Source organism: Blautia hydrogenotrophica DSM 10507, from assembly GCF_034356035.1.
Lineage (GTDB): Bacteria > Bacillota > Clostridia > Lachnospirales > Lachnospiraceae > Blautia_A > Blautia_A hydrogenotrophica.
This window is the reverse complement of sequence record NZ_CP136423.1, coordinates 1,912,504-1,930,331: the sequence shown is the minus strand read 5'-3', so window position 1 is coordinate 1,930,331 and position 17,828 is coordinate 1,912,504. Positions and strand designations below refer to the sequence as shown.

Here is a 17,828-nt window from a genome sequence, read left to right as displayed (position 1 = left end):
AAACCTCCAGCTATCCTTATATTATCTATTTCAAACTCTGATAGCAGACTTAAAAAGGGCTTCGGCATATTTGTGTCGGAGTCCTTTTGCAGCACGGAAATCGTCAAACAAAGTGTCGTAGGAAATATATTGACATCTATCTATATAATGTTATAATACACATATAGATCAATGTCGATAAGAAAGAGGAAGAATGAATGGAGAATAATTATGAGGAGTATGCGTCTGTGTTTAAGGCGTTATCCGATGTGACTCGATTAAAGATTGTAAAGATGCTTGAAAGTGGAGAAATGTGCGCCTGTAAGATATTAGATGGATTTCATATCACACAGCCTACTTTGTCCTATCACATGAAAATTTTAACAGAGTGCGGTTTAGTGACAGGAGTTAGAAACGGGGCATGGATGAGATATACTTTAAACTATGAAAAACTGGAACAAATAAAGGCTTTTTGGGACACATTTGGGTAAAGAAAATTTTATTTTGAGAGCAACCTAAAAAACACATCTTTCGGATGTGATTTTTTAGAAATATGATATAGATAATCGTAAATGTGATAGAAAAAAATCTATATAAATACAATAGAGAAATATGAAACATATACAGCTATTTCTAAATGCTTTTGGAAAGGTGAATATTTATGGAAAAGGAAGAGATAAAAACACAGATTGCAGTTTTAGGCGGTGGTCCTGCAGGCTATATCGCAGCAATCCGCGCAAGACAGCTAGGCGCCAAGGTCATCCTTGTAGAAAGGGAGAAGTTGGGAGGCGTTTGTATGAATGCAGGGTGTATTCCTACAAAGGCGCTGCTTGAGAGCGCGAAAATGACCCAGCATATAAAAAAGGCGAGAGAATTTGGGATAGAAGCAAGTCTTGATACGATTGATTGGGGGACTGCAGTGGAGCGAAAAAACAGGATCGTAAAAAATTTAAACATAGGGTTGGAAAGCCTGCTGCAAAAAAATGGAATTTCTGTTTTGAAAGGAAAAGGAATTGTGACTGCGCTCCATGAGATTCAGGTAGAAACCAAAGAAGGAAATATTCAAGTGACGTGTGAGAAGATGATTCTTGCGTCAGGCAGCAGACCTTTCATACCGGAGATTCCGGGAATCCATTTAAAGGGTGTGATTACAAGCACAGAAGCATTAAATCTATCACAGATACCTGAAAGCATGGCGATCCTGGGAGCCGGTGTGATAGGCGTGGAATTTGCCACGTGCTTTGCAGCGTTAGGGACAAAAGTTACTTTACTTGAAAAACAGAAGGAGTTTTTGCCGGAAACAGGAGAGGAAGCGCCAAAGGAGATTTTGAAACATTTAAAGAGGCTGGGAATAGGGTTCCGCTTCCAGAGCCAGATCATAAAGATTGAGAAAGGAGATCAGGGACTGTCGATTACCTATGACACAGGAGAGAAAAAGGAGCAGCTTTCTTGTGAGGTGATTCTGGTCGCAGCTGGGAGGAGGTTAAACCTGGAAGACTTTACCCAGCTCTCTTTGAAAACAAAAAATCATGCAGTCTGCGTGGATGAATTTATGCAGACCAGCGAAAAAGACGTGTATGCAGCCGGGGATATTACCGGAGGTCCGCTGTTGGCGCATTTTGCGTATGCCCAGGGCAGGGTGGCGGCAGAGAATGCCCTTGGAAAAAAGAGTACACTTGATCCCATGACAGTGTCTTCCTGTATTTATACCATCCCTGAATTTGCCCGTGTAGGACTTACGGAAGAAGAGGCGTTGGCAAAAGGAGTTCCAATCAAAAAAGGATATTTTTCTTTCCGACAGAATGGAAGGGCGCTGACTTTAGGGAAGAGGGAAGGCTATGTTAAAATCTTGTTGAATGAAAAGGAGGAGGTAATTGGAGGAGAAATTTTGGGGACGGATGCTTCTGAAATGATAACAGAGATCAGCATGGCGGTTGCCGCAAAAATAAAGGCGGAGTTTTTGGCGGATATGATCTATCCCCACCCTACACTGAACGAAGCCGTATGGGAGGCGTACCGGGATGCCATCGGAAGTTCCATACATAAGGGCTGAGCCAAAAAGACAAGAATAGGAGGATGTGATATATGGAAAAGAAATATGGTTTTGTTATGTGCGTCTGTACCGGAAAATGTCCGGGGTTTCAGGCCATGGATATTTGGGACTTTATTAACCAGGTAAGGGTGGAGCTTCCGGTTGAGTATGGCTTCATCCATCCGCAGCTTTGCGAGGAAGATGGGGACCGTTTTTGGGCAGACTTTTTAAAAGCGAACCGTAAAGTAATCATCGGAGCCTGCGCTCCTAATATGCAGAAAAAAATGTTCCGTCAGGCGTTTAAGGACGCTGGAATGGATATGGAAAAGGATTGCGTGATGCTGGACATCCGGGATATGACCAATGAGAAAGCCTTTGAGAAAGTAAAGGCGGCATTGATCGAACTGGGATATGAGGAGGAACTGTGATGAGCGAGAATACCTTTATGGGAGTACCGAGAGAAAAAATTGACTGGTGTCCTACAATTGATTATAGTAAATGCAATTACTGTATGGAGTGCGTGAAATTTTGTCCACATCATGTCTTTGAAACAGTGGAAGGGGCGGAAAAAAAGCTGATCGTGAAAAGTCCTTATAATTGTGTGGTTTTTTGCAGAGCTTGTGGAAAAACCTGCGGATTGGACGCCCTTTCCTTCCCGGATAAAGGGAAAACCACAAAACAGATCAAAGCAGTGCGTAAGGAGGGGGAGAAGAATGAGTAAAGGCTATGCAGTCTTTCCATGCAATGGATTAGATAAATGTGCAGGCTGTATCACCCACGAAATGGCGGTGGAATTGTCAAGGGAACCGGAAAATGAAGTCGTATGTCCGGTTGTTTATAGGATTGCTAAGGCGAGGTATCAGAAGGTACTTGAGGAGAAAAAACTTCTCGTGCTTGACGGGTGCGCCACAAGGTGCGCCAGCAAGCTGGCTACGGAAAAGAGCCTGCGGATTGATGAAAAGCTCAACATCAGCGAGGAGGCAAAGAAGAGAGGCTATTCATTAGACACTTCTTTAGAGATAGGAGAAAAAGAGCGAAGGCTGATTTCTGAACTTTTAGGGCAGTTAAAGGAAGGGAAAGAAAAAACTGGAACAGCGGGAACGCTGATGGACTTTCCGGAAGATCTGGAATATGAAACCTATAAAAAGGATAAATTTGTGTTCCGGGTTCCTATCGCGCCGGAGTTTTACTTCAACGAAAATGATGTGTGGGCTTATGTATCTGGAAACCATGCGCGGATTGGGGTAGCAGATTTCGTACAAAAAAGTCTTTCCGATATTATGTTCTTTACGCCGCCTTCCCTAGGGATAGAAATAGAACAATTTGACGAGGCAGGAACCGTGGAATCCGGGAAAGCGGTTTTTGAAGTGATCTGCCCGGTCAGCGGAGTAGTCACGTCCGTAAATGAGAAACTGGTCAATGAACCGGAATTGATCAATCAGGACCCCTATGGGGAAGGGTGGATTGCGGAATTGGAGCTGACAAATTTTGAGGAGGACAGAAGTCTTTTATATGAATTTGAGGAATATTTTCCAATTATGAAACGAAAGGTGGAGGAATTTCATGTCTGAAAAAATAAAGGTAATTGCCTGCAGCGGAATCGGAAAGGTATTCGGACTCATGGCAAGGGAGGCAGCGTTGGAAGCAGCGGAAAGGGAGCCTGAATTGGCAGAAAATGTGTGTCTGGCGCACCTTGTAACGGGAAAAGAAGCAGCGGAAAAAAAGGTAAAGGGTTGTTCCTGTATTACTATTGACGGTTGTCCGGCGCTTTGTTCCGCAAAAAGTGTGGAGGAAGCCGGAGGAGTTGTAAAAGCGAAATTCCGGTCTGTGGATATTATGAGAAAGCATCGGGGAAAGGATGCCGGAACCGGCTCAGTACTAACAGAAGATGGCTGGCGGATCACTGGCGAGCTGGCGGAAATGGTTACGGATGAAGTGAGAAAAATGGCAGAGGAGGAGAAGGAGAATGTCTGAGATACTGGTTGGCGTTCTCTCCTGCAGCGGAGAGGAATATCTGGGAGGAACCCTGGCAAGGATGGCGACGAGGAAAGTCATGGAAGAATTAAGACCTGGAAAAGTAGTGACCCTGTGCCTGCCCCTTTACATAGCGGGAGGGGAGGAGGAACGGAGATTTGCGGAAGAATATCCGGTGATCGCAGTGGACGGCTGTAAAGAGGGCTGCGCAAAATGCGCCACAGAGAAATACAGCGGGCAGGTAAAGGACCAGCTTATCATCGCCGAGCTTATAGGAGAGACAACCGCGCTTTCCAAGACAGTTTCCATGAAAAAGCTGACAAAAGAACATGAAAAAATGGCCTGCCGAATTGCAGAAGAAATCTGCAAAAAGGTGGATAGAATTCTAGAGGAATATCAATAACCTGCATAAAGTGGGAAGCTGGCCAAGGAGCTTCCCACAGTTTGGCAGAAAGGAGCCTTTCTTGATCCAGATCAACAACTCATCAACAAATCCCTTTTTAAATTTAGCTTTGGAAGAATATTTATTGAAACAGAAGGATTTAAAGGAGAAAATCCTGATTTTATGGAGAAACGAGCCTGCGGTGGTGATTGGAAAAAACCAGAACGCTTACGGGGAAATCAACCTTCCATTTGTCGAGAAAAATCAAATTCATGTGGTAAGGAGAATGTCGGGCGGAGGAGCCGTGTACCATGACTTGGGAAACCTAAATTTTACGATCTTGGAGCAGGAAGATCATAGGCAGAACCAGATGCGTGTTTTTTCGGCGCCTATCATACGGTGCCTTCGGAAATACGGGATCAGAGCGGAATTTAGCGGAAGAAACGATATTCTTGTGGAAGGGGAAAAAGTATCGGGAAGTGCCCAGTATTTTTGGAAAAATCGGGTGCTCTGCCATGGCACGCTGTTGTATGCGACAGATTTAAAGAAGCTGTCTAACTCTCTGAAAGTAGACAAAAGAAAGATAAGAGCTAAGGGAATTGCTTCGGTGAGAAGCCGAATCGAAAATATAGAAACGTTCATGGCAAAAAAAATATCCTTGGAGGAGTTTGCCGAAGTCCTGGCCGAGACTTTTTTTGAAGAAGTCGGGGAGAAAAGATGCGTGGTGGACTTATCAGAAAAGGATCACGAAAAGATCGCCGCCCTAAAAAAAGCAAAATACGAAACCTGGCAATGGAATTTTGGACAGTCTCCGGCAATCGACCAGGTACGGGAGGAGCGCGTCAGAGCAGGGCAGATAGCTGTCGCCGTGAAAGCTGAGGGAGGAATCATAAAGAGCTTTAAAATCACGGGGGATTTTTTTGAGCGAAATCCCATAGAGGTGCTAGAAGAAAGGCTGACAGGACAAAGATTTGAGAAAAAAGAAATAGAAGCCGTGCTGAGAACTATTCCGGTATCCGAATATATCTTTGATCTGTCCAATGAAGAATTGATTCAGATTTTGTTTTCATAAACATGGGACAGGGAACGTTCAGGAAAGGAGGAGACTATGATAGGGAAAGAATTAAAAAGAAAAGGCGTATATCTGGACAATGCCGCAAACCAAGACTGTTCCATTGCCGAAAGCCGGGAGATATTGTTTTTACAATGAATGTCACGGAAGCGTTGAATTTAGCTTTATAAGAGATTTTAATGGAAGGAGATCATGTTATTACCAGCAGCATTGAACATAATGCGGTATGGAGATGCCTGAAAACCCTGGAACGAGGCAGGGGGAATTGAATTTTCAACTGTAAAAGCTGATTCTAAAGGGAATACAAAGAGTAAAGATGCAGAAAACGAGATCAGGGAGAATACAAAACTGGCGCTGATCCAATATACCATAGACCGTTTAAGTAAAATAGAAGGCGTTATGGTATATGGAAATGAAAATGCAGAAAATCGCACAGGCACTGTTGCCTTTAATCTGTCTGGTGTATTACCGGAACGGATAGGAAACTGGTTGGATCAGGAATATAACATTGCGGTGCAGACAGATTTGCAGTGGCGTTTGCAGGGAAACTTTTAGTAGGCAATGTAAAATTGAACAGATGTGAAATGCTTTCAAAAGAAAAAGGAATATTTCAGCGAAAAGGATCAATCTATTTTATAGAAGAGGGGCCATGTGGAGAGTAATCGGATTGCACAGCTCAAAAGTCTATTTGCCCTGATGGTGATATTTTTTTCATAAAATTCACATTTGAAGTGTTTTTCCATATGCTAAGAAAAAAAGGATTCTTTTATAATGGTCTATTCTTCTTACCAAAAAATAATCGGAACAATTCAGAGTATTCGAAGCGGAAATTCCTGCTGCACCCAGATGATATCAGTGAGGACGGAATCAGAAATGGTGGATTTTGTTGTGTCTCAGGATACAGAGGTGATTGATAATGTCAGGTTGAGAAGAGGTATGAGAATTGCAGCTTTCTATGATACGAATCTTCCGGCACCTGCGGTCTTTCCACCGCAGTATCAGGCAGAGTTAATTACGTCTTTGCGCAGAAACCAGGAAGTGACATTGAAATACTTTGATGAGAATCTCACGGCAGAGGACGATTCCTTGAAATTGAATCTGTCTCCACTCACGAATATTGAGACTAGGAATGGGCAACGCTTCTTTTGCAGTCCCGGAAATGCAGATCTGTTGGTCTATTATACGAATACTACTTACAGTCTTCCGCCTCAGACGACTCCCCAGAGAATCATCGTGATGTGCCCTATAGAGTGAAGCAAAGATGAACATAGGGGAGGATGTACCCTGTCTTAGCGGTCAATTTCTGAAAAGGAACATATGATATACCAGGATGCGAGACAGAGAGGATATTCGTATGTGCACAGCGATAGTTTTCACAGGGAAAAAAGGAGAAGCTTTTTTTGGCAGAACCATGGATTTTTCTTATCCGCTTCATCCGCAGCTATTTGCAGTCTCAGCGGGGTACCAGTGGAAGGGCAGCCTGGGACAGAAAATGAGCAGTGAGATAGGATTTCTTGCTATCGGGCAGGAGTTTGAGAATCTGCGAATTTTAGTGGATGGAGTGAATGAGAAGGGAGTGGCGGGAGCCGCTTTGTATTTTGCAGGGTATGCAGATTTTGAGAAGACGGCACCAAAGGACGGCAAAAAAACGATACGAGGGTCTTTGGATGTACTGCCGGATATTTTAGGAAATTGTAGCTGTCTCGAAGAAGTAGAGGACAGAGCGAGAAAGCTTGCAATTGTGGGAGCGGCGGACCCGGTTACAGGAATGGTGGCTCCGCTACATTGGATGTTTACAGATAGAACCGGGAGAAGCCTGGTGATGGAAAAGACAGTCTGGGGACTGGACTTGTATGAGAACCCCGTGGGAGTGTTGGCCAACAGTCCTGATTTTCCCTGGCAATTGACAAATTTGAGAAACTATACCGGTGTGACTTCTACACAGAAGGAAGAGGCTGAATGGGATTTTCTGAAGCTGGTTCCCTTTGGCCAGGGAGCGGGGACGTTTTCTCTACCAGGTGGGTATACCTCCCCAGCACGCTTTGTGAGGACTGTGTTTTTGAAGACTCACGTAAAAATACCGGACAGCAGACAAAAAATAGTACCGGAATGCTTTCACATTATGGAAAGCGTATCAATACCGAAAGGAACGGTGATGACAGCTAGAGGAACTGCGGATTATACGCAGTATACGGCATTTATGGATTTGCAAAGCGGGGATTACTACGTGAAAACCTATGATAACTATCAGTTGTTGAAGGTTCGGATGTGTGAACATCTGCCTAAAGACGGCACCTATCAAAAATTAGGGGATTTGGAAATTCCCATGGAATACGCATCTATGTAAAAAATTTTAATACGAAACAGCTCTCGCCCCTCAATCCTGAGGGGCGAGAGAGTTAAATGGGATTTCCCATTAGGTGTTAAGTTTATGAATTCAAGGAAGCTACCAAGGCATCCTTTAACTGGGAGAGACTATCTCTAGAATCTTTCTTAAGCGCAGATTTAACTGTTGCGACAGGTTCCAGAATGGTCATGTTTTTCATTCCTTCCAGCAGAGTTCTCATGGATTTGCCTGCAGAAGGAGCCCAGGTGCCGTTTTCAATCAGTCCGACAGTACGATTCTGAATATTCAAAGCAGCCATGTCGTGGAGCAGATTCAGCATCGCAGGGTAGATACCGGCATTATAAGTAGGAGAAGCCAGGACTAGATGACTGCTGCGGAAGATCTCAGAGATCAGCACAGACACGTGGGTACTGGAAGCGTCGTAGACGCGGATATTTTTTACGCCTGCTTCAGCTAGCTGGGCAGCCAGAACGTTCACAGCGTTTTCTGTGTCCCCGTACATGGAGCCGTAGATGAGAACGACGGATTTATCTTCCGGTTCGTAAGTACTCCAATGGTTGTATTTATCCAGGATATAGGCCAGATCAGTTCTCCAGACAGGTCCATGCAGCGGGCAGATGGTCTGGATATCCAGGGCAGATAACTTTTTCAGAGCTGCCTGTACCTGAGAACCATATTTGCCGACGATGTTACTGTAGTAACGGCGGGCATCGTCCAGCCAGTCGCGGTCAAAGTTCACCTCATCGTTGAACAGAATTCCGTCTAGAGCGCCGAAGCTGCCGAAAGCATCCGCAGCGAAGAGGATTTTCTCTGTCTCCTCGTAAGATACCATGACTTCAGGCCAATGTACCATTGGGGCAAAGAAAAAGTTCAGGGTGTGGCGTCCAAGTTCCAGCTTGTCTCCTTCTTTTACAGTGATGGTGCGACCTTCCAACTCCATATCATAGAATTGGCGAATAAAGTTAAGAGTTTTGGCGTTCCCGATGACTTTCATCTCGGGGAAACGGAACATAAGCTCCTCTATATTTGCGCAATGATCCGGCTCCATGTGATTGACAATTAGGTAATCCAGACTTCTGCCATCTAATGTGTGGTAGATGTTTTCCAGAAACTGGCGTGAGAGGGAAGAGTCCACCGTGTCGACGAGAGCAGTCTTCTCATCTGCAATCAGATAAGAGTTATATGCGACACCTCTGGAAATCGGAAAGAGGTTTTCAAACAGTGCCAGTCTGCGGTCGGAACCACCGACCCAGGTAATGTTGTCAGTTATCTTTCTGGTACAATACATAGATCAATTCTCCTTTCAGTATTTTAACGGTTGCGGCAGGCAAATTTTCCGCAACGAAATTATTAGCAAATGATAACTGTTGATATTGTACACCTTTCTTCTCTATTTTTCCAGTTCTATTTCGAATTTCTTGGATTTTCTATAACTATTAATTTTCTACAAGGATCCTCACAATGAGAATGGTTTTGAAAAAAGTCTTTGACGGATAGAGCAATTTTCTGAGAGGCTTTGGGTAAAGAATCTGGTGGCAAAAGGCTCTCAGTTTATCTACGGTGTGTTGCCAAAGGATTTCAGGAAGAACAGGCAAAAAGACACAGGCGGGAACCCCTGTTGCTTGTCTGTAGCCAGGAGAGCTGTCATGAGCCAGATGGTCAGACATTCCGACAGTTTGGAATTTTTTTGGAGACGCTGATATCGTACAAGTAGAACTCCATAGTTTCCTTTTGCCCCTTCATGTGGAATACTTTTTGGTATTGCTGTTGTCGTTTCATTCCCTGGTGCTCATAAAAACCGAAATTACAGCTAGTGTCTGTGTACAGATAGACATCTTCGATTTCTTCTTTTTTCATGTAATCCATCAAGCGGAGGAAGAGTTTTTTTCCTATGCCTAGTCCACGGTATTCAGGGTCAAGCGCAAATAGAGCAACCTCGCCTTTGTAGTCTTTTTCACACTGGCTTAAAAGTTCGCGGTCTATGTGGTCAATGTTTTTGAAGACTCCCAGTATGTCCCTCCCTTCTTTGGAGGCCAAAAGCCGGCAAAGGGCTGTGATCTGTCGCCAACGGTATCTGAGAGGACAGCGGTGTTTCTCAATATTTTTGCCGAGTATGATTCCCACAGGTTTTCCATCTACTTCCGCTGTCAGGGCGTAAGTCTGATTGGCAAGACAGGAAGCTAGATAGGCTTTCGCCAGCTTTTTCGCCGTCTTCGAGGAGGTGAATTTGTCATAATTCCAGGTCTTTCGGATAACGTCTTCCAGTGATTTTAAATCGGCATTTCTCAAATCCCGCAGGATCATCTTAGTTTCCATATTTTTTTCCTTTCCAAATGCTTTGAAATTTGTAAACAAAACAGGCTTGACTGTTTTACTCACAGGTGCTATACCTGAAGAATAAACGATACAGTAAGTGTAAAGTCAAGAGGTTTTTATGAAAAAAGATATAGCGAGACTTACCGTCTCTCAGTTTGCGAAACTGCACCATGTGAACAAGAGAACTTTGCATTATTATGACAGTATTGGGCTGTTTTCGCCTAAATTTAAAGGCGATAACGACTATAGATACTATGACTATTCCCAAAGTATGGATTTTGAATTTATCCTGATGCTCAAGGAAGTCAACCTGAGTATCGAAGAAATCAAAGCATTTGTTCACGGATTTGATGAGGAAAAATTTTTAGAGATGGCAAAAGCGAAACAAAAAGAAATCGGGGAGAAAATTGAGAAACTAAGAAGAGTAAAAGCAGTTTTATCCCAAAAACAGGAACAGCTTCTGCTCTGTCAGAATATCAATGACATGGATATACGAATAGAAAATTTCAGGAAGGAAGAATTGTTGACGGTTCCCTACAAATTTGAAAATGATGATTTTATGGAGGTATTCCGATATGTGCAGGATACTTGGAGTCCGGAACAGTATAGGAATGGAATCGGTAGCTATATCTCCCTGGAAAAAGCCAGTGAAGGGCAATTTGAGAGCTATGATGGTCTTTATTCACCGGTTCTAAAGCGAGAGAAAAATGGTCAGGTAGTAAAAAGACCCGGAGGGAAATATTTGTGCGGATACCTAAAAGGTCCTTGGAGCCGGCTGCCAGTTTTGTATGATAAAATGTTTTCCTATGCGAGAGAACATAGTCTATTGTTGACAGGTTATGCCTACGAGAAGGGAATGAATGATTTTATGATAGGCAGCGAGGAGAACTATGTGACACAGATAGCGATCAAAATTCACAATATTCCAGATAGTTAGATAGGTGGGAGGTGAGAGAGGCTTGCCCACCTTGTTCTGAAAATAGTATGTCAATTTTGGAAAGAATAGCATTTTCTGATGATTTTCTGTAATTATATAACAAAATAAATATCAGGGAAGAGATTGTAAAAATTTAATGTCTGTTATATAATGAGAAAGAATCCGAGTCCTGTAAAGAGGAATCAGGACCAGCCGACGCTCGTTCGGCGAGGGTATTGACCGCTTGAATCAATGCCTCCCGTGTTTGGAAAGGATTTTTAACCAGGTTATTCTATAGAAAAAACTGGAAAAGGAAAATCATGCGATAGTTGGGAACTGTATGGACAGAAAGGGTCTGTGATCGTTTCGAATTATAGTCTTGGAGTGTTTAGACGGGACTTGGAGTCAAAATTTTTAACTTAACAATAGAGACAGGAAGATCTGTGCTGCTGAGAATTATGGTATGTGCAGGAACTTTCTTAGAATTGACTCTGGTCATATTACGAAAGCTTTTCATGTTTATGGAAAGGAGATTATGGTCCCGTTAGTCCGCAATGCGGATGGACGAATGAATATATTATGAGCAGGGTCGCCGGGTGGCGGCTTTTTTTGTAATAGGAAATACTTTGTTACACTAATGCGTGAAAGCTCTTTCCTATAACAGAAATACTCCGTAGGATCACACTGCGGCGGAGATGAAAATGTTGCTGATGCAACCCGCCGCAGGCGGAGAATCCTGCGGGGCAGGATTCTTTTTTATTAGTTAGGAGATAAGGGAAAATGGTTGAAGAATTTACACATTTTGATGAGGACGGCAATGCGGTTATGGTGGATGTGACTGGGAAAAACAAATCGGTCCGAACTGCTGTGGCAAGAGGAGAAATTCGCGTGAGCAGAGAAATCCTGGAGGCGGTGAAAGAACACTGCGTGGAGAAAGGGGATGTCCTGAGTGTCGCCACAGTGGCGGGGATCATGGGAGTGAAGCAGACAGCCTCTCTGATTCCCATGTGCCATCCTCTGAATATACAAAACTGTGCATTGAAATTCAGTTTGGATGAAGAAAACAGTCGTATTGAAGCAGAGTGCACTGTGAAAATAGATGAAAAGACGGGGGTGGAAATGGAAGCTCTCACGGGAGTATCTGTTGCTCTACTGACTATCTATGATATGTGCAAGGCAATCGACAAGCGAATGGAGATCGGTGGAATTCACTTGGTGCGAAAGACTGGAGGAAAGAGTGGGGATTTCAGATATGGTGGATGAATACGGAAGGACCATAGACTACATTCGGATTTCGGTTACTGACCGCTGCAATCTGAGGTGCCGGTACTGTATGCCAGAGGATGGAATTTCTCTGGCAAGCCACCAGGAAATTCTGAGATTTCACGAGATAGAACGTCTCGCGGAAATCTTTGTGTCAGTGGGAATCCGAAAAATCAAACTGACAGGCGGAGAGCCTCTGGTGAGACTGCAGATTGAAGAACTGGTCAAAGATCTGAAAAAGATCGAAGGGATTGAGCAGGTGACTCTGACCACGAATGGAACACTTCTCAAAGAAAAAGCGGCTTTGCTGGCAGAAGCAGGAATTGATGGAGTGAATTTAAGTTTAAACAGTTTAAAGCCGCAGGAGTATGCCCGGATAACGAGAAGAGACGAATTTAGCAGAGCCTGGGAGGGATTTCAGGAAATGCTGAGATATCCCCGGATTTTGCTGAAAATCAACTGTGTCTCCATAGGGCAGTCCCCGGAAAGCCTATGCCGGATGGCAGCATTGGCCCGGGATTACCCGGTGCATGTACGATTTATAGAAATGATGCCCATCGGACTGGGTGAGTCCTGGACAGGACGCTCAGAGGAGGAGCTACTGACGATTTTTGAGAGAGAATTCGGGCCGGGACAGCCGGTGACGGAGAGGCTTGGAAACGGGCCAAGTCATTATATGCAGTTCAAGAACTTTCAGGGAAAAATCGGCTTCATCAGTGCGGTAAGCCACAAATTCTGTGATAAATGCAACCGAGTGCGCCTGACTTCACAGGGTTATTTGAAGACCTGTCTTCAGTATGACAGAGGAATCGATTTGAGAGAGCCTCTGCGGGCAGAGGATTCGGATGAGGCATTAAGAGCACGGATTCAGAGAGCAATTTTGGATAAGCCTCAAAGCCATGCCTTTTTGGAGGGCGCGCCAAAGGAAAAGGAAAAGAAATTTATGGCGCAGATCGGAGGATAAAAATGGAAAGAAAAAGAGTGATGATTATTGTCTCCAGTGACAGCGGGTACCGGGGGGAGAGAGAGGATTTCAGCGGCCCCGTGATCCGGGAAACTATGGAAAAGCTGGGATACGAGGTTGTGGGAATACAGATTCTTCCGGACGATTTGGAAGTACTGAAAGCTGCGTTTTGTGACACTGCGGACAACAAGGCCGCAGAGTTAATATTGACCACCGGAGGAACAGGATTTTCTCCCAGAGATTGGACGCCGGAGGCCACGAAAGCAGTCTGTCAAAGGGAGGTGCCGGGCATACCGGAGGCTATGCGGGCATACAGTATGCAGTTCACCGGACGGGCGATGCTGTCCAGGGCTGCCGCGGGAATTCGGGGAACGACGCTGATTATCAATCTTCCAGGTAGTCCCAAGGCTGTCCGTGAGTGTCTGGAATACGTAGCGCCTTATCTGGAACATGGGTTAGAAATTTTAACAGGGGAGGCTCAAAATTGCGCGAGATGAGAGAAGAAAAAGTTGGGATTGTAAAAGCAGTCTGTATCAGTGAAAAGAAAGGCACCCAGAAGAAAAATGTGGGAAAGGCCAGATTTATCGAGGATTTTGGGCTTGAAAACGATGCTCATGCAGGGAACTGGCACCGTCAAGTCAGCCTGCTGTCTTACGAGGTGATCGAGCAGTTCAAAGCGAAGGGAGCCCCGGTGGAAGACGGAGCTTTTGGAGAGAATTTGATTGTCACCGGCTTTGATTTCAAGAACTATCCAGTGGGTACGAGGTTTGCCTGCAATTCTGTAATTTTGGAGATGACGCAGATCGGAAAGACCTGTCACAAAGGCTGTGAGATACAGAGACTGATGGGAGATTGCATTATGCCCAGAGAAGGAGTTTTCGCGCGGGTTCTGCGCGCAGGGGAAATCTCTGTGGGGGACGAGATGCGGAGGATTCTGTGATTGTCCAGGAAATGGTTTTCAAAACAGATAAGTTGTTTTGAAATAGAAAGATTCAAGGGAGGAAACAAAAATGAAGAAACAAGCTTTAGCGATGCTGCTGGGAACTGCGCTGGTTTTTGGAACACTTGCAGGCTGCGGAGGCAGTGAGGAGTCGAAGGAGCAGCCAGCTACAGAGGACGCGGCAGAGAGTGAAGATTCACAGGATGCCCAGAAAACGGACGAGTCAAAAGAAGGTGAGGAGAAAGGCCAGCTGATGATGGCGACGACGACCAGTACGGCTGACACGGGGCTTTTGGATTATCTGGCGCCTATTTTCCAGGAGGATACCGGCTATGAGCTTTTGTGGGATGCGGTTGGCACCGGGGAAGCTTTGAAGATGGGTGAGAATGGAGATGTAGACATTGTTCTGGTACATGCGAAAGCAAGCGAAGAACAATTTGTAGCGGACGGCTACGGTGTAGAGCGTTTTCCTGTCATGTACAACGACTTTATCGTGGTCGGCCCGACGGAGCCGGTTGCCGTTACCCAGGACATACAGGCTGTGTTTAACCAGATTTTGGAGGAACAGCTTCCATTTGTGTCCAGAGGGGATGACTCCGGCACAGATAAGAAGGAAAAACAGATCTGGGAAGATCTGGGTCTGGACCCGGCTGCTGACCCCAATTATCTGGAATCCGGGCAGGGAATGGGAGCTACCCTGACAATGGCCGATGAAAAACAAGCGTATTGCCTGACTGACAGAGGAACCTATCTGAAGATGAAAAAGGACGCGGATGTATCCTTGGGTCTGGAGATTGTCTGTGAGGGGGATGCCAATTTGCTGAACCAATACGGAGTGATTGCAGTGAATCCAGAGAAATATCCAGAAGTCAACAATGAAGCTGCAAACGCGTTCATCGAGTGGATTTGTTCTGATGAGATTCAGAAGCTGATCGGTGAGTACGGAGTTGAGGAGTACGGAGAGGCTTTGTTTGTTCCCAACGCCGGTACAGACGCATAAGATTCTTTGGAGATTTTCCATGCTGAAGACAATGATCGAAGAGATTTTTTCGGACGTAGGAGTTTACGACGCCATTCGGGTTACTTTTCGAATGGCGGTAACTTCTACTTTTATTTCTGCTGTTCTAGGAATTGTTTTAGGACTTGCTTTGGAGAGATTTTCTTTTCCAGGAAAGAGGGTAGTCGTTCGTATAAACAGAACTTTGATGGGAGTGCCCCCGGTAGTCGTGGGGCTTATTGTATATATGTTGACCATGCGCAGAGGCCCTCTGGGAAAGTTGGAACTTTTGTTTACTGTGGAAGGAATGATTTTAGCCCAGACAATCATTATCACACCAATTATCTGTGGAATGATTTACACTTACGGAAACAAAACAGCGCCTGCGGTCCGGGTTTTTGCGAAGACGATGGGAGCTGGAAAACTTCAGACAAATCTGTTGATTTTAAGGGAGATGAAACACGAGATCTATTTTGCCATCGTCAGCGGATTTGGCCGTTCCATCAGTGAAGTGGGAGCGGTGATGCTAGTGGGCGGAAATATCAAAGGGCATACCAGAACGATGACGACAGCGATCTCCCTGCTGAAAAGTCAGGGGATTTTCACAGAAGGCCTAACTTTGGGAATTTTGTTGCTAGTGATGGCGTTTCTTCTCCAGTGTCTGGCAGATTTCTTTCAGAAGGAGTCGAAAGAAAATGAAAATTATTAACTTGGAAAAAAGAGTTGGTCAATTTGTCCTTCAGATTGACCATTTAGAGATAGAAGAAGGGTGTATCCACGGATTGATCGGAGGGAACGGCAGTGGAAAAACCACCCTCATGAAACTGATTATGGGAATCTTGTCCCCTGACAGCGGGCATATTGAGTATGAAGGATTGAATATGAGGGAGATCACCATGACGAGCCAAAGACCCTATCTGCTGCATGATACAGTCTATGAAAATATTGTTTATCCGCTGAAAATAAGGGGAACACGTCCTGATCGGGAAAAGATTGGGGCCTATTTGGAAAGCTGCGGTATGGCAGGGAAAGAGCGGCAGGCTGCGAGAAGTCTTTCCAGCGGGGAACAGCAGAAAGTGTCCATGATAAGAGCTCTCTGCTTTCATCCTCGTTTTGTAATGATTGACGAGACACTGTCGAATCTAGATCCTGATAGCGTAGAGTTTTTTGAAAAACAGATTTTAAGGACCCGGGAAATAGAAGGAAATACCTGGATGCTGATCAGTCACAGTCTGAGCCATATTGCAAGGCTCTGTGATAGAGTTCATGTTTTTTACAAGGGAAAGGTTGTGCAAAGCGGGCCGGCCAGGGAGGTGTTGTTTCACTCTGAGGTCCCTGAGGTGCGGCATTTCCTGAGAGGAGAGATTTTGAGCGAAAGCGCGTTTGACAGGAGGAATGAGTAGATGAAACTTCTGAGAGTGGACAGCCTGGAGCAGGCGAGAGAAAAATTATTGAAACAGATCACCTGGGATATCAAAAAGACGGAGGTCATTCCCATCGAGGAGGCGGCCGGCAGGGTGCTTTCTCGTGATGTTAAGGCAGAGGTCCCGTTGCCTTCGTTTTTGCGCTCCACGGTGGACGGTTACGCGGTGATTGCGGCGGATACCCAGGGGGCCAGCGATGGAGTGCCAGTATTCTTAGATATCATGGAAGAGATTGAGATCGGAAAACCGGCAAAAAAGAGGGTGGTCAGCGGGACCTGTTCCTATGTTCCCACTGGGGGGATGATTCCTGAAGGTGCAGATGCAGTGGTGATGGTGGAGTACTGTGAATTGTTCGACCAATCCTGCACTGCGGTCTATCACGCGCTTGCGTCCGGCGGGAATGTGGTGCAGATCGGAGAAGACGTAGAAAAAGGAGAGACGATTCTTCCCAGAGGAACCAGATTGGCTGCGGCACAAATCGGGGCGCTGGCGGGAAACAGCAGACGTACCGTGGAGGTCTATCGTCCTCTAAAGGTGACAATTCTCTCCACAGGGGATGAGCTTGTGCAGGTAGGTGGAGAGCTTGGCTTAGCGCAGGTATATGATATCAATACACCTGCACTGCGGCAGTTGGCCCGTGAGATCGGATTTGAAGAGGTGAAGACCCAGGTGCTTCCTGACCAGGAAGAACTTTTGGAGAAGGCTTTGCGCCTTGGAATGGAAGACAGTGACCTGGTTGTGATCTCAGGGGGCAGCTCCCAGGGAAAGAAAGATATCACGGCGAAGCTGCTGGATCGTCTGGCAGACCCTGGGGTGTTTACTCACGGTCTTGCCTTGAAGCCGGGAAAGCCGACAATCTTAGCCGTGGATGAGCCCTCGCAGACCATATTGATGGGTCTGCCTGGACATCCGGCGGCCGCCCTCATGGTTTTCAGACTTTTGGCAAAGTGGCTGGAACAGTGGAGGACCGGAGAGGCAGACAGTTTGAAAATACCGGCCTCTATGCAGAGCAACATTCCGGCAGCGCCAGGCAAGGACACCTGTGTCATGGTTGAACTGTTCCCAGGAGATGGAGAAGGCTATACGGCCAGACCGGTCCTGGGAAAATCTGGCTTGATGCGCACGCTGACGAAAGCGGACGGTTATGTGAGGATTCCCATGGGAAAGGAAGGCTTAAAGACCGGCGAATTAGTCTGGGTAGAACTTTTTTGAGATGTGAGGT

22 protein-coding genes and 1 riboswitch are annotated in these 17,828 nt (G+C 45.4%); of the genes, 20 read left to right on the top strand and 2 right to left on the bottom strand.

Features of this window, described 5'->3' with window-relative positions; translation table 11 throughout:
- Positions 1 to 197: 197 nt before the first annotated feature.
- The 11 genes from BLHYD_RS09040 (at position 198) to BLHYD_RS08990 (ending at position 7,786) form a co-directional block, all read left to right on the top strand.
- Positions 198 to 470 (top strand): ArsR/SmtB family transcription factor, encoded by a 273-nt coding sequence (locus BLHYD_RS09040; RefSeq protein WP_005945987.1) that lies wholly within the window; start codon positions 198 to 200, stop codon positions 468 to 470.
- A 170-nt stretch (positions 471 to 640) separates the two neighbouring features.
- Complete coding sequence (gene lpdA / locus BLHYD_RS09035) at positions 641 to 2,032, top strand: dihydrolipoyl dehydrogenase (protein WP_005945985.1); 1,392 nt, start codon at positions 641 to 643, stop codon at positions 2,030 to 2,032.
- Between the two features lie 32 nt (positions 2,033 to 2,064).
- A complete protein-coding gene (locus tag BLHYD_RS09030) occupies positions 2,065 to 2,439 on the top strand; it encodes a hypothetical protein (RefSeq protein ID WP_005945984.1) in 375 nt (124 codons plus the stop codon).
- Entirely contained in the window at positions 2,439 to 2,732 is a 294-nt protein-coding gene (locus tag BLHYD_RS09025; RefSeq protein ID WP_005945983.1) for a 4Fe-4S dicluster domain-containing protein, read from the top strand. The genes BLHYD_RS09030 and BLHYD_RS09025 overlap by 1 nt, the downstream gene beginning before the upstream one ends.
- Positions 2,725 to 3,582 (top strand): putative zinc-binding protein, encoded by an 858-nt coding sequence (locus tag BLHYD_RS09020; protein ID WP_005945982.1) that lies wholly within the window; start codon positions 2,725 to 2,727, stop codon positions 3,580 to 3,582. The genes BLHYD_RS09025 and BLHYD_RS09020 overlap by 8 nt, the downstream gene beginning before the upstream one ends.
- Positions 3,575 to 3,985 (top strand): putative zinc-binding protein, encoded by a 411-nt coding sequence (locus BLHYD_RS09015; protein WP_005945981.1) that lies wholly within the window; start codon positions 3,575 to 3,577, stop codon positions 3,983 to 3,985. The genes BLHYD_RS09020 and BLHYD_RS09015 overlap by 8 nt, the downstream gene beginning before the upstream one ends.
- Entirely contained in the window at positions 3,978 to 4,388 is a 411-nt protein-coding gene (locus BLHYD_RS09010) for a putative zinc-binding protein (RefSeq protein WP_005945980.1), read from the top strand. The genes BLHYD_RS09015 and BLHYD_RS09010 overlap by 8 nt, the downstream gene beginning before the upstream one ends.
- Before the next feature lie 124 nt (positions 4,389 to 4,512).
- Positions 4,513 to 5,439, top strand: a complete 927-nt coding sequence (locus BLHYD_RS09005) for a lipoate--protein ligase (RefSeq protein WP_242648371.1) — start codon at positions 4,513 to 4,515, stop codon at positions 5,437 to 5,439.
- 399 nt (positions 5,440 to 5,838) lie between these two features.
- On the top strand, positions 5,839 to 5,994 hold the full coding sequence (locus BLHYD_RS17520; protein ID WP_005945977.1) for a hypothetical protein: 156 nt from the start codon (positions 5,839 to 5,841) through the stop codon (positions 5,992 to 5,994).
- 216 nt (positions 5,995 to 6,210) lie between these two features.
- Positions 6,211 to 6,693, top strand: a complete 483-nt coding sequence (locus tag BLHYD_RS08995; protein ID WP_021844891.1) for a hypothetical protein — start codon at positions 6,211 to 6,213, stop codon at positions 6,691 to 6,693.
- Between the two features lie 100 nt (positions 6,694 to 6,793).
- The gene (locus BLHYD_RS08990; RefSeq protein ID WP_040350288.1) at positions 6,794 to 7,786 is read left to right on the top strand and encodes a choloylglycine hydrolase family protein; all 993 of its coding nucleotides are present in this window, start codon (positions 6,794 to 6,796) and stop codon (positions 7,784 to 7,786) included.
- 82 nt (positions 7,787 to 7,868) lie between these two features.
- Here the strand turns inward: BLHYD_RS08990 and BLHYD_RS08985 are convergent, their stop codons facing one another.
- Positions 7,869 to 9,074 carry an FprA family A-type flavoprotein gene (locus BLHYD_RS08985; protein ID WP_005945972.1) on the bottom strand — a complete coding sequence of 402 codons (1,206 nt, stop codon included), beginning with the start codon at positions 9,072 to 9,074 and terminating at the stop codon, positions 7,869 to 7,871.
- Between the two features lie 371 nt (positions 9,075 to 9,445).
- The gene (locus BLHYD_RS08980; protein ID WP_021844893.1) at positions 9,446 to 10,102 is read right to left on the bottom strand and encodes a GNAT family N-acetyltransferase; all 657 of its coding nucleotides are present in this window, start codon (positions 10,100 to 10,102) and stop codon (positions 9,446 to 9,448) included.
- A 118-nt stretch (positions 10,103 to 10,220) separates the two neighbouring features.
- On the opposite strand from BLHYD_RS08980, the gene BLHYD_RS08975 reads away from it, so the two are divergent.
- The 9 genes from BLHYD_RS08975 to BLHYD_RS08935 all read left to right on the top strand — a co-directional run bounded on the left by BLHYD_RS08975 (position 10,221) and on the right by BLHYD_RS08935 (position 17,818).
- On the top strand, positions 10,221 to 11,039 hold the full coding sequence (locus tag BLHYD_RS08975; RefSeq protein ID WP_005945969.1) for a MerR family transcriptional regulator: 819 nt from the start codon (positions 10,221 to 10,223) through the stop codon (positions 11,037 to 11,039).
- Positions 11,040 to 11,187: 148 nt separating this feature from the next.
- Positions 11,188 to 11,310, top strand: a riboswitch (molybdenum cofactor riboswitch).
- A gap of 488 nt (positions 11,311 to 11,798) precedes the next feature.
- On the top strand, positions 11,799 to 12,281 hold the full coding sequence (moaC, locus tag BLHYD_RS08970; RefSeq protein ID WP_005945968.1) for a cyclic pyranopterin monophosphate synthase MoaC: 483 nt from the start codon (positions 11,799 to 11,801) through the stop codon (positions 12,279 to 12,281).
- On the top strand, positions 12,256 to 13,245 hold the full coding sequence (gene moaA, locus BLHYD_RS08965; protein WP_313901930.1) for a GTP 3',8-cyclase MoaA: 990 nt from the start codon (positions 12,256 to 12,258) through the stop codon (positions 13,243 to 13,245). The genes moaC and moaA overlap by 26 nt, the downstream gene beginning before the upstream one ends.
- Before the next feature lie 2 nt (positions 13,246 to 13,247).
- The gene (locus tag BLHYD_RS08960; protein ID WP_005945966.1) at positions 13,248 to 13,742 is read left to right on the top strand and encodes a MogA/MoaB family molybdenum cofactor biosynthesis protein; all 495 of its coding nucleotides are present in this window, start codon (positions 13,248 to 13,250) and stop codon (positions 13,740 to 13,742) included.
- Positions 13,739 to 14,185 carry an MOSC domain-containing protein gene (locus tag BLHYD_RS08955; RefSeq protein ID WP_005945964.1) on the top strand — a complete coding sequence of 149 codons (447 nt, stop codon included), beginning with the start codon at positions 13,739 to 13,741 and terminating at the stop codon, positions 14,183 to 14,185. The genes BLHYD_RS08960 and BLHYD_RS08955 overlap by 4 nt, the downstream gene beginning before the upstream one ends.
- 70 nt (positions 14,186 to 14,255) lie before the next feature.
- Positions 14,256 to 15,185 carry an ABC transporter substrate-binding protein gene (locus BLHYD_RS08950; RefSeq protein WP_005945962.1) on the top strand — a complete coding sequence of 310 codons (930 nt, stop codon included), beginning with the start codon at positions 14,256 to 14,258 and terminating at the stop codon, positions 15,183 to 15,185.
- Between the two features lie 19 nt (positions 15,186 to 15,204).
- Positions 15,205 to 15,891 (top strand): ABC transporter permease, encoded by a 687-nt coding sequence (locus BLHYD_RS08945; protein WP_005945961.1) that lies wholly within the window; start codon positions 15,205 to 15,207, stop codon positions 15,889 to 15,891.
- Complete coding sequence (locus BLHYD_RS08940; RefSeq protein WP_005945959.1) at positions 15,878 to 16,585, top strand: ATP-binding cassette domain-containing protein; 708 nt, start codon at positions 15,878 to 15,880, stop codon at positions 16,583 to 16,585. Before BLHYD_RS08945 ends, BLHYD_RS08940 begins: the two co-directional genes overlap by 14 nt.
- On the top strand, positions 16,586 to 17,818 hold the full coding sequence (locus BLHYD_RS08935; protein WP_260784502.1) for a molybdopterin molybdotransferase MoeA: 1,233 nt from the start codon (positions 16,586 to 16,588) through the stop codon (positions 17,816 to 17,818).
- Positions 17,819 to 17,828 lie beyond the last annotated feature (10 nt).

What these genes read in the sequence shown, in the direction of transcription:
- BLHYD_RS09040 (WP_005945987.1), top strand. Translation starts at nt 198, where the DNA reads ATGGAGAATAATTATGAGGAGTATGCGTCTGTGTTTAAGGCGTTATCC.
- lpdA (WP_005945985.1), top strand. Translation starts at nt 641, where the DNA reads ATGGAAAAGGAAGAGATAAAAACACAGATTGCAGTTTTAGGCGGTGGT.
- BLHYD_RS09030 (WP_005945984.1), top strand. Translation starts at nt 2,065, where the DNA reads ATGGAAAAGAAATATGGTTTTGTTATGTGCGTCTGTACCGGAAAATGT.
- BLHYD_RS09025 (WP_005945983.1), top strand. Translation starts at nt 2,439, where the DNA reads ATGAGCGAGAATACCTTTATGGGAGTACCGAGAGAAAAAATTGACTGG.
- BLHYD_RS09020 (WP_005945982.1), top strand. Translation starts at nt 2,725, where the DNA reads ATGAGTAAAGGCTATGCAGTCTTTCCATGCAATGGATTAGATAAATGT.
- BLHYD_RS09015 (WP_005945981.1), top strand. Translation starts at nt 3,575, where the DNA reads ATGTCTGAAAAAATAAAGGTAATTGCCTGCAGCGGAATCGGAAAGGTA.
- BLHYD_RS09010 (WP_005945980.1), top strand. Translation starts at nt 3,978, where the DNA reads ATGTCTGAGATACTGGTTGGCGTTCTCTCCTGCAGCGGAGAGGAATAT.
- BLHYD_RS17520 (WP_005945977.1), top strand. Translation starts at nt 5,839, where the DNA reads ATGGTATATGGAAATGAAAATGCAGAAAATCGCACAGGCACTGTTGCC.
- BLHYD_RS08995 (WP_021844891.1), top strand. Translation starts at nt 6,211, where the DNA reads ATGGTCTATTCTTCTTACCAAAAAATAATCGGAACAATTCAGAGTATT.
- BLHYD_RS08990 (WP_040350288.1), top strand. Translation starts at nt 6,794, where the DNA reads ATGTGCACAGCGATAGTTTTCACAGGGAAAAAAGGAGAAGCTTTTTTT.
- BLHYD_RS08985 (WP_005945972.1), bottom strand. Translation starts at nt 9,074, where the DNA reads ATGTATTGTACCAGAAAGATAACTGACAACATTACCTGGGTCGGTGGT.
- BLHYD_RS08980 (WP_021844893.1), bottom strand. Translation starts at nt 10,102, where the DNA reads ATGGAAACTAAGATGATCCTGCGGGATTTGAGAAATGCCGATTTAAAA.
- BLHYD_RS08975 (WP_005945969.1), top strand. Translation starts at nt 10,221, where the DNA reads ATGAAAAAAGATATAGCGAGACTTACCGTCTCTCAGTTTGCGAAACTG.
- moaC (WP_005945968.1), top strand. Translation starts at nt 11,799, where the DNA reads ATGGTTGAAGAATTTACACATTTTGATGAGGACGGCAATGCGGTTATG.
- BLHYD_RS08960 (WP_005945966.1), top strand. Translation starts at nt 13,248, where the DNA reads ATGGAAAGAAAAAGAGTGATGATTATTGTCTCCAGTGACAGCGGGTAC.
- BLHYD_RS08955 (WP_005945964.1), top strand. Translation starts at nt 13,739, where the DNA reads ATGAGAGAAGAAAAAGTTGGGATTGTAAAAGCAGTCTGTATCAGTGAA.
- BLHYD_RS08950 (WP_005945962.1), top strand. Translation starts at nt 14,256, where the DNA reads ATGAAGAAACAAGCTTTAGCGATGCTGCTGGGAACTGCGCTGGTTTTT.
- BLHYD_RS08945 (WP_005945961.1), top strand. Translation starts at nt 15,205, where the DNA reads ATGCTGAAGACAATGATCGAAGAGATTTTTTCGGACGTAGGAGTTTAC.
- BLHYD_RS08940 (WP_005945959.1), top strand. Translation starts at nt 15,878, where the DNA reads ATGAAAATTATTAACTTGGAAAAAAGAGTTGGTCAATTTGTCCTTCAG.
- BLHYD_RS08935 (WP_260784502.1), top strand. Translation starts at nt 16,586, where the DNA reads ATGAAACTTCTGAGAGTGGACAGCCTGGAGCAGGCGAGAGAAAAATTA.